Below are 14722 nucleotides of genomic sequence, written 5' to 3' on the forward strand. Positions count from 1 at the left end.
TTGTTAACAGTCTTTTTTATAGGACTAAAAAGATTCTAGTTTAATGAATTGTTGTTTCGAGAACTCTGTCCAGATCATGAGATGCTTCAATAATGGCTGGCTCCAAATTACTCAACCATTCGGAATACTCTAAACGTGTTACCATGGATGGATCGTTTCTTAGCTCCTTGCATCTCTTCAAATTCTCTTTCCATCCGCTACTAAGATATAAAAGCCCCCAGTCTGCTGCCTGGCTTTTAGACAAGATGACACCTTCCTGCCACCAAGCTATAAATTTAGAAGCTAATAGGAGCCAATCGACGGAATGTAGACTATTTCCCTTGCCAAACTTCCGCATACACTTGGCATATTCTTTAAAAAAACTAATGAACTCTTCTTTTGAATACGATGGAATATTGTCTAGACGGGACTCACCATATAACAAGATACTCTGCTCCTTGATCGTGTACAGGGTGAACAGGTCTAATTGATTTTCCGTCCAGACGGATTCGCGCTTTGTTCCCCACCATAAGCCACTGCCCTTTTCACCATTCAGCATATTAATCGTAAGAAAGGCACCCTCAAGCATATCGGTGTAGAGGTTGGGTATTTGTCTATCGACGGATCTTTTAAGAAGGGATGATCTATAATTGGATCTCTGTTTGTTTAAAAGTTCGATTTCATTTTGGCTTAGGTCCTCTCCAATTACGACGAGAAAATCCAAATCCCCGTATCCCGGGGATAAATCATTGTGTATGGCCGAACCGTAAAGGTAAATGCTTTGCAACTTTCTATTAAGTATGACACGGATATCTTCCACAAATATGGACAAAGATAGCTCAAGTGTTTCGTCTTCAAAGGATTGGATAAACAATTCAATCGCTCCATTTTGAATTTCTATTTTCAGTAGCGTTCACGTAGTTATATAGCTGCGATCACTCACAATAACCCAGTAATGATTATGGGTTGGTATCCGTTAAACTTTCGCCTTCTTTAGATTGTAACAGCATGATATCAGCCTCTGCTACGGCATTACGAAACAATTCGTCTGTCAATTCGATGCGATCTACTATATCTTCTATGGTTTTTACACCATATAACTTTTCCAAGGTTAGTACCACTTCGACAGGAAAATCCCGAGACGCATGAATCAAGAAGCTGTCAGCTTGAAATGGTGTATAGATGATCCGAAGTACATCTACAAGTGGATTCACAACATACTTATGATAGTAAATCAACGACTCTAAAAAAAGCCCGCGTTTTGTATATTTGACAGCCCGGTTCCTTTGACTGTAAATACCCTGAGCACGTATCAATTGTGATTGAAGTTGTGAATGGTGAGTCATGTGATCAACGTTTTGATATTTCACGATACCTATCTTATCTATCAATATAACTGGTACGACGGTTTTGTCTTCGTTAATGAATAAAACAGGGACACTCTCACTTTGGATCGTCACGTCGATTAAAAGACTATCTGATGACTCCTGTAGGTGGTAAACCTTGTAGCGGTTATTTGTGGGTCGGCCAGTTTCTTCATAGGCAATATCTACTTTTCCTAATCGATGCATACAGGCATCCAACCGGGTAAATGCAGCATCTATGCAGCCTTCCTTCGTATAGCACACCAAATCGATATCAGAATACTCGTCCAAAGTTTTAGTACCATCTGAACCCTCTAGCCAAATAGCTAAAATATAATCTTCAATTCCAAGGTCTGATACAATTGCGTTTAGAATGGTCTCACGGTTAATCGTCATAGCTAAACCTCCCATGTATTTTCATCTAATAATAGTTTTATCACCGGTTTACTCCTGTCATTTTGGAAAGTTTCCGTTTTAAACTCTCTTTTTTAATAATTGAATCTTTTCAAATAATCACTAATTATACTCTGATCCTGATGCCACCATAACATTGGAAAATCATATTTTTTTGCAAATCCTAACTTTTTCGCTAGCTGTATCGATCGTTCATTGCCAGCGTCACAATTATAATTCGGCACTAGATTATGGTTCAGACAATGTTCGATAAATGCTACACCCGTGAGTGTTGCTAGCCCTTTATTCTGGTATTCATCAACGGTTACGATATCGATATCCGCATACCCTCCACCTACAAAATAAGAATTGCAAACACTTGCAAAATCATCATCCATCACAAGACAGTAACCAAACCCTCGATCCGAAAAGTGTTGTGCCGAACTCCATAGCGAATCATAAGAAGCGTCCATTTCATTTTTGTATTTATCGAAAAGCGCTTTATCCATCCTTTTCATAACAAATTGTTCTGGCAATGCGTTAGTTTTTTTTTAGATGTTGGAATTTGGATAACTCGAATGTAAAAGAAGAACGGTGCAATAATACAGTCTTTCCCGCTAAACTTTCGCTAATTTGAAACAGTAGCTCCGGTGTTGAAGCATAAAGATCGTAGTATTTTGAATGATTTTGATCATTTCGCAAAAATTCAACTACATCGCTCATAAAGCATTCGTTGTCGCCCCTCTTAACCAAAAAATACTGTCCATATGAATTGATAATAAGACTGCAGGTAGGATTTTCGTTGTGATCAACAAACACTTTTCCAGATTGATTTCGCTCAATTACGGAATATGCAAACACAGGTTCATATACTAGATTTTTCAACAGTGGCAGAACGTGAGCGTAGTTTTCTTTAGATAATTCTATCATTTCATCTCTCCCTTCAAATTTCATCTTTAAATAAGTTCCTTGTTAAATTAACCTGAACGACAGTTGAACAAATAAAAACGGCTGCCGAAGCAACCGCTATTATACAAACCTTCCCCTTTACCGGAACGTATCATCTCGAGCATAGTAATTCAAACTTCATCTTCAAATATACTTTTTAAAATCAAATCTGCGCATTCTTCGGAAGTGTTTAAATGTGTGTTGACTTTACAATTATACCGGATACCTTTTGCCATGATTTTGTGTTGCCAATCAGATTGGTCCTCGGTTCTATTTTCTCGTGCAATATTTCTCTGACGGCAAATGTCTAAAGGGCAAAACACTTCAACAATGTATAATGGGTAACCAGAAAATATATTGTTCACTTTTTCATAATGCGGTTTCAACTCAGGCCTTTCTACCATAATGCCATCAATAAGTACATTTTTACCATGGTCAGAAAATAATTTGGCTGTATGATACATCATGACAATTGCTTCACTTAAATACTTCCAATAATCTTCACGAAGATAACGTTCACCTATCATTTCTTCAAAAAGGTCATTGGCAACAACATAAAAAAATTCATGCGATTTTAACTGTAAAGCATCTACTATTGATGTTTTTCCAGAACTCGTCACACCGTTTAAAAATACGATTCTACCCTTGTTCATCCTGTTAATACTCCTTATCAATTCAATTAATTTCATTTTAATATTTAAACTGTATGTCTGGAAATAAAAAACAACTATAATTGAACTATACTACCGTAAGTGAACAAATAAAAAACGGCTGCCGAAGCAACCGCTATTCCTCTATCGAGTCCCGTTAGCACAGCGAAGTGTTGTTACTGCACTAAACTGAACAATTATTAAACATTGCGAAAAAATACTAAGCACCAAATTGTCTTAAATGATGGTCTAGATGTTTATAAATCCCTTTACCCCATTGCTCAGGAGTAAACTTTCCAAAAAAAGGATGCGGGTAGGATGAACATTTCTCCGGACCGTTACTTTGGAAAGTTAAAATCTTGTGTTTCAGTTTTTCTTTTTCTGTCATAAAGTCTCTTTCATCTACAATAAGTATGGTCGGAATTGTTGACATATTATGTGGTACCGGCTTGTCATTATAGAAAATAGAATTCACAAACCTTCCTATTAACCTTCCTAGCCAATATCTAGGGGGAAAGGCATTTCCCAAAGCGATATCTTGAAATGCTGAGCAGTGAGCCAACATTTGAGCAACATTCATTGTTCCCCATTGTGGTTTTGAATTTGGACTTAAATTCTCGATACGGTTCAATATTTCTGCTGTATGCAATTCGTTGTATATATTTTCCATTAGCACGCTCCATTAAATTTAGTCCTTCATAATCTAGATTCTTCTAGCTTGTCTATTATATTCATGATTGCATCCGCATAACTCGACAATATGCTCTCAATCTAATATTTACCATTTTCCATCATACACAATAAGAAAGGACCAAAGAATGGTCCTTTTGAAATACTATCCATCTGTCACTCGGTTATATTCTTAATAACTGCCATTTCCTTACCGAACCTATCACCATTATCAATAAATCCCAAACTCGAGTATAAATTATGTGCTCCCAAATTTTCAGGATGATAACCCACAACAATTTTTTTTGAATTCGGTAATTTAACCATCTCTGAAATCATTAACTTAGTTGCAGCTTTACCTATACCCTTGCCTTGGAATTCCTTATCCACCATTATTCTATAAACCCAATAACCATCAAGTTCTTCTTGAACAGAATTGTACATTAAAAAACCAACCACTATCTCTTTAAAATAAATAGCGTATGGCTTTAAAGTAGGCTCAAACTTTGACTGAGCTATTGATATGGCATTGGGTTCCATGTATTCTTTTTGTTCTCTTGATACCTATAATTTACAACAGTCGTACCAGTTTTCTGCATTTAATTCTACGATTTTTACATTTTCTTTAATCATAATTTTCCCCTTTCAAAATTCGGGGAAACACTAAACAACTTTGTTAATTAGTTGTTATCCCCTTGAAGTCATTAATAATATAAATTCTTTTATCTTTCATAATGAACGCCTCCTCTAACAACTATTGCCAAAAATTACATCAATGAATTTTAGACTTTTTTATTATACCATTTTCCCTATTAAATTCCTTCTTAAAATAAATTGTGCATTCTTCAACTATCGCATTCCGTTAGTTCAATCAATTCCTACTTTCCTCTTCAAACACCTTAATTAACTCTTGAGACCTTTTCATTGCTTCTTGCCTATCATTCGCTGGTGCTGTAATCATATGTCCGTTTGATGGGGACCACTGGTCATTATCATCCATAACTTTAATTGTAAATTCAGAAAATTTATCATCAGTATATACCCAACCGTAAGTGAAAATATTAGGCTCTATTCTACCTTTATCATCTAAGATTCGAAAACCGGAGAAAATGGTTGTGAAATTATGACCATCGTAATGCAATTTTAATTCTGTTCTATCTTTAGGAATTTGAGGAACCTTACTTCCTTCAAAATTAATAACGCCTGTAAAGGTTTTTTTGCCATTTATATGATTTTGCAATTTCCCATCAAGATGTACTTTTATACGCTCGATTATGCCTTCCGTCCCTAGTTGATAATAAACACCATTTACTGTCTCTGAGTACCGCTTAGGTGTGAAGTACCAAATAGAAAAGATACTTACGATCATTGAAATCATCATAAGTAAAATAGCGATTTTCCGCTTCATTACACGCCTCCTTTATCTCCCCAGTACCTTCCTTTAATAAACGTAATCCGACTAACTAAGTTGCACTATCCTGACCTTTAGCTTAATGCCGTTCCCTATCTTGTTCTAGATTAGACTTCTCATCAAATAAAAAAAGACCGTTTCGGTCTTTTGAACAACTTCGAACACCCCAACTCATGTTACAATACAACCTGAACTCATACTTTACGAAGGCGGTTGATACTGTTGATTTACATCATCAAATTTGTATACAGCTTTGTGCTTCCTCCAGGACTTTTCATCTTACTACTGCTCGGTATTGTCATTTGGTTATGGAAAAAGAACCGTCGTCCTGCGCTTGTCCTGCTTGGCGTTACACTGCTTATGTATTTCTCCATGACTTCCTTAGTCAGCGATGCGTTAATCGGAGGGTTAGAACGAAAATATCCTCAACCGGATACATTGCAAGGAGATGTCATCGTTGTGCTTGGTGGAGGTGCAAGCTCGGGGACACCGGATATTGATGGCGAGGGCAACTTATATGGATCAGCAGCGAATCGGCTAATTACAGCTGTACGACTACATAATGCGAGTGGTTTACCCATCCTATTCTCTGGTGGACAAGTCTTCTCCGACAGCGGCAATGAAGCGGATATCGCCAAAAGACAACTCCTCGGACTCGGTGTCTCCGAAGAGGATATCCTGACCGACAATCAATCTCTCAACACGGAGCAGAATGCTGTAAATACCGCCGCAATCTTACAAGAGAAGGGACTTAAGCGTCCTGTACTAGTCACATCAGGGTTTCATATGCCCCGCTCAATGCAGCACTTCAAGAATGTAGGGCTAACAGCGCAAGCTTTTCCTACAGATTATATCGCCAGCGCTGAATTTTCGTTGCAACCCTCAAAGTTCACTCCTTCGCCAGGAGCCATCTCCACTACAGGCACAGCCTTGAAGGAGTATTTAGGTCTTCTTGTTGCTCATCTATTTCATTAGATCTGTGAATTTTGCATTGGTTACCCCTGCAAGTAGCTGCGGTGATACATCCATTTGTTGACCAATTTTTCCGGCGCTAACGGCTATCGTTTCCTGACTTTCTGCGCTGCTATCAATGAACGTTGGATATAGCTTTTTCATACCGACTGGTGAACATCCACCACGGATATAACCCGTCCACTTCTGCAAATCCTTGACTGGCAGCATCTCAATCTTTTTCTCTCCGGCGGCCTTGGCCGCCTTTTTGAGATCCAGCTCCTCAGCAACCGGTATAACAAATACATAAAGATTGGCTCCGCTATGAGCGACCAAAGTTTTAAAAACCGTCTCTGCCGCCTTTCCAATCTTCTCCGCAACTGCCGTACCATGGATTAGTCCATCCTCATTGTCATACTCAAACACTTCATATCCAATTTTCTTCGCATCTAGCATTCGCATCGCGTTGGTTTTGGTTACTGCCATATCTGATCTACCTCTCTTTAATCTATTCGATACTATATGGTCAAAGAGGCCCCAAAGCCAACATGGCTCACAGGACCTCTTATTGCTGCGTTCCCATTAATCTCTGGGATAATTAATTTGCATAATATCCATAAACGGAACTTTTTCGATACCTTCGTTTTTACTGACGTGTACTTTTCCAGTCCGCGAATCCATTTCTACAATCGTTCCGCGCACCTGTTCTTCTTTTCCCCATACGGTCAATAAGATCTCAGAACCTTCTTGCTTGGCTTCAACTAACTGATTGCCTAGCTCCTCAAGTACAAACTCATCTCTCGTGGGCCGTTTGGCCACTTTTGCTTTTGCCACTCTACTCCTCCAATAAGCGATTACAGGTATTAAGTATTTTAAAATACTAAGTATGAATGCTCTCGTTTATTATATCATGTTTCAGTTTAAGGCTCGAACCCCTTCTGGCTCAAGAACAGCTCATCTTCTGAAAAAACACTCCGGAGTCCATCGTACACCCTACGATATGCCGCTGGATCATACCAATCTTCCAGTTGCAGCTCTTCATAAAGGGAATATATACCTAATCTTCGTGTACGTTTTCCCCCACTGCCATCTCCCATAAAATAATCGTCAATACAGACTCTATCCACGAGTTCCCTAAGAATCTCAGGAAAAGAAGTGCTGCTTGGCAATACCGGAGCGATGGTTGCTTGAACAGGAATGCCCGCATTACGCAGTAATTTCAGTGTCTTTAATCTCGCAGAAATGGGCGGAGCACTTGGTGTGAATTTTTTGCGAATATCTTCACGATCCGTCTCTACAGTCATACTCACACGAACCTTATCTCCTAAGCGTATTAGCAAATCCATATCTCTGCTTACGAGCGGACTACGCGTCTGCACGAATAAAAAATCAGGCAGATTCTCTACCATAACCTCCAATAAAGCTCTTGTTACTTGTTCCTTGTACTCTATCGGTTGGTAAGGATCTGTACTAGAGGACATAAAGATGGAGACCGGTCCTTTGGACTTTGCTTTTTGGAGTTCTTTGCGTAGGATAGCTGCAGCTTCTTGTTTGACATCTACCCACATCCCCCATTCCTCTTTACGGAACATTGAAACGGGCATTTGACGCACATAACAATATGAACAGCCATAAGTACATCCGGTATATGGATTCAAAGAATGACTGTATCCATTCAGATAACCCGTCCCTTTATTAAGTAAGGTCTTTGGGGTTTTGTACTGGATCTCATTCTTCATAGTTCTTGAGCAAGCTTCCCGCTCTCCAAATGAAGCAGCCTCGTCTTCATCTCTAATCCCCCGCGGTATCCGGTTAATGTCCCATTCTTGCCAATGACTCGGTGACAGGGCACCGTAATTAAAATTGGATTCGCACCAATCGCCGTCCCTACCGCTCGTACTGCAGCCGGTTTTTGAATATATGTGGCAATGTCCGAATAAGACCACGTTTGTCCATATGGAATTTCACATAACGCTTTCCAAACCGCAAGTTGAAATGGAGTCCCACGATAGTCAAAAGGAATGCTGAATGCCTGCCGTTCCCCTTGCAAATATTCGATCAGTTCCCGTACAAATGGAACCATTTTCTCATCGTCCTGCACCAGTTCACTTCCAGGAAATCTTCGGCTGATCCAGTCACTCATTTCTTCGAATGGCTTCTGCTGCGACCCCACATAACTTAATCCTTTCACCGATGCTGCGATATAGAAGCTCCATTCCTTATAAGCTAGCAATGTCCAGTATATGATTGCATTTGGTCTACTCTCCATTTTTCTGTACCTCCATGAATAATTCAGAATGATTCGTTAATTCTACTTTGTTAAGCTGTCGATACTGCGTTGGGGTGTGCCCCGTCTTTTTCTTAAATAAGGTAATAAAATACGACGTATTTGGCAGACCCACATGTGTTCCAATATCAGCTACAGCCCGATCCGTGGTAACCAAATATTCAGATGCCTGATCGATTCTCTTTTGCTGTATATAATCCACAGGAGTGATTCCCGTTACTTTCTTGAAGGTTCGATGCAGATGATAAGGGCTTCCATGACAGACTTCTGCCAGCATTTCAAGAGTAAGAGGTTCCTGATAATGTTTGTCGATATATTCAGTCATTACAGCCACCCATTCCTTATCCGGCAGCCGCTCACCCGTCGGTTTGCATCTTTTACAGGGACGAAATCCAGATTCTATCGCTTGTTCTGCATTTTGAAAGATACGTGTATTCTCTCGATTAGGTGCTTTGGACTTACAGGAAGGTCGGCAAAAGATTCCCGTAGTCTTCACAGCATAAAAGAATTTATCGTTATAAGCTGCATCATTTTGCAAAATCGCCTGCCATTGCTCCTCGGTCATCTTTTCCACATCTCCACTCCTATCCATACGCTTTACCTCTAAACCAAGTATACCCTGCTTCAGGGTTATCTGTACTCATTCTAGAATGTAAAAGCAAGATAGTGAAATACAAAAGTGGTGAGATTGCTCGTAATAACACTTTGTTTATCGAATCCGCACTTCCTTTGTCAACCGTGCAGGGAGCAGCAATTGAACAACGAATTATTCATAACAAGTCTACCTGAACTGGAGGAATCGAAATGGAAATTCTGAAAACAAAGGATGCCGCAGAGCTGTTGTCTGTTAGCCAAACAACGATCAAACGTTGGGCTGCTATGTTCCCTGACTTTTTTCCAAAGGACCGATTTGGCCACTATACATTCTCAGAGCAGCAAATTAGCTTGCTCAATCATATTAAAGATTGCATTAATCACGGAGAAGCACTAGAGGGTATTCAGTTAACTGTCGCGAATGAGCATCAATTGTCGTCGTCACCGCAAGACCCACCTCATCCCACTGACGCTGAGCCTATGCAAGATATATTGTCCCGGATTCATTATATTGAACGTACACTCGATCAAAAAGCCGACGAAGTAGTCATGATACAGCTGCTTCAGCAGCGTGAAGAGCTTGAGGATCTGCGGATAATGATTAAACAATTAGCGGCATCCCTTGAACCCATGCAAGTTACAAAAGGAAAATCCTTCACACCAAATGAAGCATCCTATCCCGTTACCACTTCAAGATTACCCTCTCCGCCAAGAAAGCGCGGGCTATTACGCTCATTCTTTTTCCTATAAGCCTGAAACGCAACGCAAAAGAACCTACTTCTAACCATCGTTGAAGTAGGTTCTTATTAAATAACGTAGAATACGGATGACAAAGGCAGTGACTAATGGTTAGGCAATCCCCTACTGTTTCTGCAATAAAGCTGAGCCTGCGATTCCCGGATGTGTCATTTCGTATGGGTCTAGAATCAGATTTAGCTCTTCCTCGGATAACACATTATACTTAAGGCACAATTCACGAACAGATTCTCCTGTCAAAATCGCCTCACGAGCAATACGAGAAACCACTTCGTAGCCCAAATGTGGGTTAACCGCAGTAATGATTCCGACACTCCGTTCCACATCCCGCTCTAGCTTCTCTTTATTGGCTTCAATACCAGCCAGACAGAAGTCTGTGAACACTTGGAAGGAGTTGTTCATGATGCTGATGGACTGAATGAGATTAAATACTAGAACTGGCTCCATAACATTCAGTTCCAGTTGACCCGCTTGGGAAGCCAGACAGATCGTATGATCATTCCCTATGACTTGAAAAGCTACCTGATTGATGACCTCTGCCATAACCGGATTGACTTTACCTGGCATAATGGAGGAACCAGGCTGGCGAGCAGGTAGTGAAATTTCATTAAACCCTGTCCGCGGGCCAGAGGCCATGAGTCGAAGATCATTAGCAATCTTGGACATGTTCATCATGCAGACCTTTAGGGCAGCAGATACTTCTGTGTATGCATCTGTATTTTGCGTAGCATCCACAAGATGATCTGCAGTAACTAGCGGCAATCCACTTATTTCAGCCAAATGCTCTACAACCACTTCGATATATCGAGGGTCAGCATTTAATCCAGTTCCTACAGCCGTTGCCCCCATATTCACTTCATACAAATGATGACGTGTATGTTCAATACGTTTGATATCTCTCTCAAGTACTCTGCGATAAGCCTCGAACTCTTGGCCCAGACGAATCGGCACTGCATCTTGTAGATGCGTGCGTCCCATTTTTATAACCGGATCGAATTCCTTGGCTTTAACTGCAAACACCTCATGCATTCTGCGCATAGTTACAAGTAGTTGTTCCAAAAGAGAAAGCGTCGCAATATGAATAGCCGTCGGGAATGCATCATTTGTAGACTGTGCCATGTTCACATGAGAGTTGGGACTTAAATGACGATAGTCTCCTTTTTCATGACCAAGCAGCTCTAAGGCTCGATTAGCAATGACTTCATTGGCATTCATATTTAACGAGGTACCTGCACCACCCTGTATAGGGTCTACAATAAATTGTTCGTGCCATTGACCTTCGATAATCTCATCTGCTGCTTTCACAACCACTTCTCCAAGCCCACGATAGAGCCTGCCGATTTCCATATTTGCAAGCGCAGCGGCTTTCTTTACGATCCCCATCGCTTTGATTAATTCATTGTGCACTCTATAACCCGTAATTGGAAAATTCTCTACTGCGCGTAATGTCTGAATCCCATAGTATGCGTTCTTATCTACTTGTTTGCTGCCTAGAAAATCATTCTCAACACGAAATTCAGTTCCTGTCACAGTAAATCCCTCGCATTCTTTGAGTTAGGTTTGATCGGATTTAAGAAAGCGCATTCATTCATATGTCTCACTTAGATATTAACCTTTATTGTGACAAATGTCTCTCATAAAATTAGAGATTAATGTAATTAATTTCAAATAAGTTTACGAAAGCCTTGCCCTTAAAGGAAAGGTGGTTTTTATTAGGAGTAAATTTCCAAATGAAGCTATAGCATAGTATGTACACTAATTAAATTCTATTGCACTTCATGCCATCAAATCTCATCACATATTTACAAATTAAAAAGAGCCGACCTTAAGGTCGACTCCATCCAAACTTTACTCACAACTATGTTGAGTTATTATTAAACCGTATAGTTCTCCAAGGAAATCTTCACATTATTCAATAAAGCTCGCGGTCGCTCTAACTCACTCTCGATACTCAATTGCAATCTATCGCCATTACTGGTCGTATAATGAGCCGCCAAACCGTCTTCCATCTCGAACTGCGGTTCATTGTGGGCCATAGCTATAACGAAAGCATCTAGTCCGATGATTCCAAGCTCTGCGGACTCCTTAACACCTATCGCTTCAACGATCACCCCACCCGGCTTTCCTTGAACGGTTACCTCAATATATCCCGAACGTTCCTGCAGTTGGTATGAATGTGATAAATAAATTGCGAAAAAGACCTCCCCAACCTGACCAAACAAGGCGTTCGGGTCTTGCATCCACTCCCCATGAGGGAGAACACCGATGATCGTATTCTTATCACCCTGAGGAATGGGGAATAATGAAATCACAACATTCTTATGATAGAGGACCTCCATATAACGACTCTGATGGCGTGGATCTCCCTCATTGTAGCCTTCACCTGGATGGAAGAAATATAGCTGGTTGGACCCTTCTTCTCCACTCACAGGCAGGGAGAAAGCCCAACGGAGCTGCTCATTATCGAATTCCTCTACTCGCTCCCACATCCCGCCTGCGGCAAATTCCTCTGAAATATAGGCATAGGAATGAAGCAGCGGTTGAACGTTCGGATCTGCAGGAACTACTTTCCGTGTAAGCTTGGTAGCTTCCACTGGCGTCTGGTGATTCATTGCAGCTGTTAAAGCCTCTTCGGGTGCTTTATAGAAAAGGAGCCCAGCATATTCCGTGCGTGGCATTGCCTCTGGAAGCTTGAAGTCCCCGAACTGAACATAGTCATGCAGCACATTAGCGTCACCTGGTACGTCATGAGGCCAACCTCTTGAATGTGCCCCTACCCAAGCTCCACGCAAATAAAATGCTGCTCTGACATTCCAAAGATGATCAAGCATTTCTTTAAGAGTAATTATTAAATCCGTATCCTCTGCTGAGACAAGCTCCAAAGCACAGGTAAACGCTTGCACCCAATGCCAGAACCACGGAAGACTGCCGTATTCAGGCATACCTTTGGAGCGAATATACGCTAGCGTACTCTTCAGACTTTGCCGACCATCTTCAAGCAATATTTCGTCTGCGAACATCGTACCAAAAATCAGCTTTGCTGCTGTATATTTCGCTTCATGATGTCCAAAGGTTACTATCGGCTTACGGAAGAAATCACTCCGATAAATGTGCCCAAATGCTGTATTCAGGACAATACGGAGTTGCGCATTTAGTGATCCGCCATATTTTTTGCAAAAGTAAGCCATCAGACTCCCCATAATTTCCACAGGTAACTCATGCGGTGATGCTTCACGAGGAATAGGATTCAAACCAAGCGGCCAGTGCCCGTAGAGCTCCGTACCGGCTTGTCGACTCTGAAGCAATAAAGTCTCCAGCAGCACATCCTGTGCCTTCTGCTTCGCTAGTTCACGATCGAAAGGTAACACCAGAGAATCATCTACTGCAGCTGCAAAAAGATACGAGCCATAATAAAAGTTATTTCGCACATCATCGTGGAACCAGAGTCCACTCTCCAGGAGAGGTCGCCGCTCCGCTTCCAATGCGATTTTAAAAATAATTTCTTGCTGACGCTCCTTATAACTACTCTGAATATCATTTGACTCCAGCATTCAAGTTCGACCTCCCATATCTCAATTCTCAATAGTATGACAATAACCCTACGAATGAGAACAAAGCATTTTAGCTCTATTGTGCACACTTTTGGTTCATTTTGCAATTACAAAAACCTAATAATAAACTCATATGAACATCAAAAATAAAAATTACACTTGTAAAATGAACTTAAATGGAGTAAATTGTACCTATACGAACGAAAAATATGCTTGTTAAGGAGATTGAATATTCCATGGAAAGACGTTTCGCATCCCATCCTAATGAAGTTAAGCAGTTTGATACTGAGCGCCTCCGTAAGGAATTCCACATTCCTGTCATTTTTGCACCTGATGAGCTAAAGCTTGTGCTTACACATGAAGATCGTATGATCGTTGGTGGTGCTAATCCTGTTAAAGAAGAAGTAGTTCTTACTACAGACCTTAAAGAGCTTGGGGTTACTTACTTCCTCGAACGCCGTGAGCTGGGGATCATCAACGTTGGCGGTAAAGGGACGGTTGTTGTCGATGGTACAGAATATGAAGTAGATTTCAAAGAATGTCTGTATGTCGGTCAAGGATCTAAAGATGTCATCTTCAAAAGTGAGGACGCTTCCAAGCCCGCTAAATTCTATTTGAATTCTGCACCTGCTCACCAGTCCTATCCAACTACCAAAACCACACTGGCCGAATCCGAATCCGGTGCGATGGGCGGTTTAGAGAACTCCAACGAGCGTACCATTCACCGTTTCATTCATACAAATGGCGTACAAAGTGCTCAGCTAGTTATGGGTATGACTCAACTGAAGCCAGGTAGCATGTGGAATACGATGCCAGCACATACACATCCACGCCGGATGGAAGCTTATTTCTATTTCGATCTACCAGACGATTCCGTTGTGTTCCACTTGATGGGAGAGCCTAATGAAACTCGCCATATCGTAATGCAAAACGAACAAGCCGTTATTTCTCCAAGCTGGTCCATCCATAGTGGTGTCGGCACTCATAACTATACTTTTATCTGGAGTATGGCTGGCGATAATAAAAGATATGATGATATGGACCCCGTATCCATGAAAGAACTACAATAGAGACAAGCTAAAACGCCTTCGGCGTCCTTTTAAGGACGATAAGCGTTTGTGCGAGAATTATAAGGAAGAGTCTAGCGTGAATCTTAAACTTTCTTATAA

The 14722-nt window shown here is 40.8% G+C and carries 18 protein-coding genes and 1 pseudogene; 4 read left to right on the forward strand and 15 right to left on the reverse strand.

The genetic code is table 11. From position 1 onward, the window contains the following. Positions 1-40: 40 nt before the first annotated feature. The 8 genes and pseudogenes from NSU15_RS17790 to NSU15_RS17825 form a co-directional block, all read right to left on the reverse strand. Positions 41-853 (reverse strand): aminoglycoside adenylyltransferase domain-containing protein, encoded by an 813-nt coding sequence (locus tag NSU15_RS17790; protein ID WP_339287038.1) that lies wholly within the window; start codon positions 851-853, stop codon positions 41-43. 85 nt (positions 854-938) lie between these two features. After that, positions 939-1739 carry a hypothetical protein gene (locus tag NSU15_RS17795; protein ID WP_339287040.1) on the reverse strand — a complete coding sequence of 267 codons (801 nt, stop codon included), beginning with the start codon at positions 1737-1739 and terminating at the stop codon, positions 939-941. Between the two features lie 92 nt (positions 1740-1831). Further along, the gene (locus tag NSU15_RS17800) at positions 1832-2245 is read right to left on the reverse strand and encodes a GNAT family N-acetyltransferase (RefSeq protein ID WP_339287042.1); all 414 of its coding nucleotides are present in this window, start codon (positions 2243-2245) and stop codon (positions 1832-1834) included. A gap of 31 nt (positions 2246-2276) precedes the next feature. Next, on the reverse strand, positions 2277-2690 hold the full coding sequence (locus NSU15_RS17805; RefSeq protein WP_339287044.1) for a hypothetical protein: 414 nt from the start codon (positions 2688-2690) through the stop codon (positions 2277-2279). A gap of 125 nt (positions 2691-2815) precedes the next feature. Beyond that, on the reverse strand, positions 2816-3337 hold the full coding sequence (locus NSU15_RS17810; protein ID WP_339287045.1) for an AAA family ATPase: 522 nt from the start codon (positions 3335-3337) through the stop codon (positions 2816-2818). Between the two features lie 217 nt (positions 3338-3554). Beyond that, positions 3555-4004 carry a DUF1569 domain-containing protein gene (locus NSU15_RS17815; protein ID WP_339287047.1) on the reverse strand — a complete coding sequence of 150 codons (450 nt, stop codon included), beginning with the start codon at positions 4002-4004 and terminating at the stop codon, positions 3555-3557. Between the two features lie 176 nt (positions 4005-4180). Continuing rightward, positions 4181-4636, reverse strand: a pseudogene (locus NSU15_RS17820) (GNAT family N-acetyltransferase). A 238-nt stretch (positions 4637-4874) separates the two neighbouring features. Further along, positions 4875-5411, reverse strand: coding sequence for a hypothetical protein (locus tag NSU15_RS17825; protein ID WP_339287049.1), 537 nt, complete (start codon positions 5409-5411; stop codon positions 4875-4877). Positions 5412-5636: 225 nt separating this feature from the next. Here NSU15_RS17825 and NSU15_RS17830 point away from each other — a divergent pair, with 225 nt between their 5' ends. After that, positions 5637-6389, forward strand: a complete 753-nt coding sequence (locus NSU15_RS17830; protein WP_339287051.1) for a YdcF family protein — start codon at positions 5637-5639, stop codon at positions 6387-6389. Here the strand turns inward: NSU15_RS17830 and ybaK are convergent. The 5 genes from ybaK to NSU15_RS17855 all read right to left on the reverse strand — a co-directional run bounded on the left by ybaK (position 6378) and on the right by NSU15_RS17855 (position 9217). After that, positions 6378-6851 carry a Cys-tRNA(Pro) deacylase gene (gene ybaK, locus NSU15_RS17835; RefSeq protein WP_339287053.1) on the reverse strand — a complete coding sequence of 158 codons (474 nt, stop codon included), beginning with the start codon at positions 6849-6851 and terminating at the stop codon, positions 6378-6380. The genes NSU15_RS17830 and ybaK overlap by 12 nt on opposite strands. A 96-nt stretch (positions 6852-6947) precedes the next feature. Beyond that, complete coding sequence (locus tag NSU15_RS17840; protein ID WP_042128738.1) at positions 6948-7199, reverse strand: YolD-like family protein; 252 nt, start codon at positions 7197-7199, stop codon at positions 6948-6950. A gap of 86 nt (positions 7200-7285) precedes the next feature. Next, the gene (locus NSU15_RS17845; RefSeq protein WP_339287054.1) at positions 7286-8104 is read right to left on the reverse strand and encodes a radical SAM protein; all 819 of its coding nucleotides are present in this window, start codon (positions 8102-8104) and stop codon (positions 7286-7288) included. Continuing rightward, positions 8101-8634 carry a methylated-DNA--[protein]-cysteine S-methyltransferase gene (locus NSU15_RS17850; protein ID WP_339287055.1) on the reverse strand — a complete coding sequence of 178 codons (534 nt, stop codon included), beginning with the start codon at positions 8632-8634 and terminating at the stop codon, positions 8101-8103. Before NSU15_RS17850 ends, NSU15_RS17845 begins: the two co-directional genes overlap by 4 nt. After that, positions 8624-9217, reverse strand: coding sequence for a bifunctional transcriptional activator/DNA repair enzyme AdaA (locus NSU15_RS17855; protein ID WP_283936251.1), 594 nt, complete (start codon positions 9215-9217; stop codon positions 8624-8626). Before NSU15_RS17855 ends, NSU15_RS17850 begins: the two co-directional genes overlap by 11 nt. Before the next feature lie 101 nt (positions 9218-9318). On the opposite strand from NSU15_RS17855, the gene NSU15_RS17860 reads away from it, so the two are divergent. Together NSU15_RS17860 and NSU15_RS17865 are read left to right on the forward strand one after the other, a co-directional pair. Further along, a complete protein-coding gene (locus NSU15_RS17860; RefSeq protein ID WP_339287057.1) occupies positions 9319-9441 on the forward strand; it encodes a hypothetical protein in 123 nt (40 codons plus the stop codon). 15 nt (positions 9442-9456) lie between these two features. Further along, complete coding sequence (locus tag NSU15_RS17865) at positions 9457-9996, forward strand: MerR family transcriptional regulator (protein WP_339287059.1); 540 nt, start codon at positions 9457-9459, stop codon at positions 9994-9996. Between the two features lie 111 nt (positions 9997-10107). Here NSU15_RS17865 and aspA read toward each other — a convergent pair whose 3' ends face one another. Beyond that, positions 10108-11532 (reverse strand): aspartate ammonia-lyase, encoded by a 1425-nt coding sequence (gene aspA / locus NSU15_RS17870; protein WP_076119604.1) that lies wholly within the window; start codon positions 11530-11532, stop codon positions 10108-10110. 344 nt (positions 11533-11876) lie between these two features. Further along, on the reverse strand, positions 11877-13553 hold the full coding sequence (locus NSU15_RS17875; RefSeq protein WP_339287062.1) for a hypothetical protein: 1677 nt from the start codon (positions 13551-13553) through the stop codon (positions 11877-11879). Positions 13554-13789: 236 nt separating this feature from the next. Here NSU15_RS17875 and kduI point away from each other — a divergent pair, with 236 nt between their 5' ends. After that, positions 13790-14623, forward strand: coding sequence for a 5-dehydro-4-deoxy-D-glucuronate isomerase (gene kduI / locus NSU15_RS17880; protein WP_076119602.1), 834 nt, complete (start codon positions 13790-13792; stop codon positions 14621-14623). Positions 14624-14722 lie beyond the last annotated feature (99 nt).

It is taken from the genome of Paenibacillus sp. FSL E2-0201, from assembly GCF_037963325.1.
Lineage (GTDB): Bacteria > Bacillota > Bacilli > Paenibacillales > Paenibacillaceae > Paenibacillus_AQ.

Coding starts and splice junctions, on each gene's coding strand:
- NSU15_RS17845 (WP_339287054.1), bottom strand. CDS start 8,104: ATGAAGAATGAGATCCAGTACAAAACCCCAAAGACCTTACTTAATAAA.
- ybaK (WP_339287053.1), bottom strand. CDS start 6,851: ATGGCAGTAACCAAAACCAACGCGATGCGAATGCTAGATGCGAAGAAA.
- NSU15_RS17795 (WP_339287040.1), bottom strand. CDS start 1,739: ATGACGATTAACCGTGAGACCATTCTAAACGCAATTGTATCAGACCTT.
- NSU15_RS17855 (WP_283936251.1), bottom strand. CDS start 9,217: ATGACCGAGGAGCAATGGCAGGCGATTTTGCAAAATGATGCAGCTTAT.
- NSU15_RS17850 (WP_339287055.1), bottom strand. CDS start 8,634: ATGGAGAGTAGACCAAATGCAATCATATACTGGACATTGCTAGCTTAT.
- kduI (WP_076119602.1), top strand. CDS start 13,790: ATGGAAAGACGTTTCGCATCCCATCCTAATGAAGTTAAGCAGTTTGAT.
- NSU15_RS17810 (WP_339287045.1), bottom strand. CDS start 3,337: ATGAACAAGGGTAGAATCGTATTTTTAAACGGTGTGACGAGTTCTGGA.
- NSU15_RS17875 (WP_339287062.1), bottom strand. CDS start 13,553: ATGCTGGAGTCAAATGATATTCAGAGTAGTTATAAGGAGCGTCAGCAA.
- NSU15_RS17800 (WP_339287042.1), bottom strand. CDS start 2,245: ATGGATAAAGCGCTTTTCGATAAATACAAAAATGAAATGGACGCTTCT.
- NSU15_RS17865 (WP_339287059.1), top strand. CDS start 9,457: ATGGAAATTCTGAAAACAAAGGATGCCGCAGAGCTGTTGTCTGTTAGC.
- NSU15_RS17805 (WP_339287044.1), bottom strand. CDS start 2,690: ATGAAATTTGAAGGGAGAGATGAAATGATAGAATTATCTAAAGAAAAC.
- NSU15_RS17815 (WP_339287047.1), bottom strand. CDS start 4,004: ATGGAAAATATATACAACGAATTGCATACAGCAGAAATATTGAACCGT.
- NSU15_RS17825 (WP_339287049.1), bottom strand. CDS start 5,411: ATGAAGCGGAAAATCGCTATTTTACTTATGATGATTTCAATGATCGTA.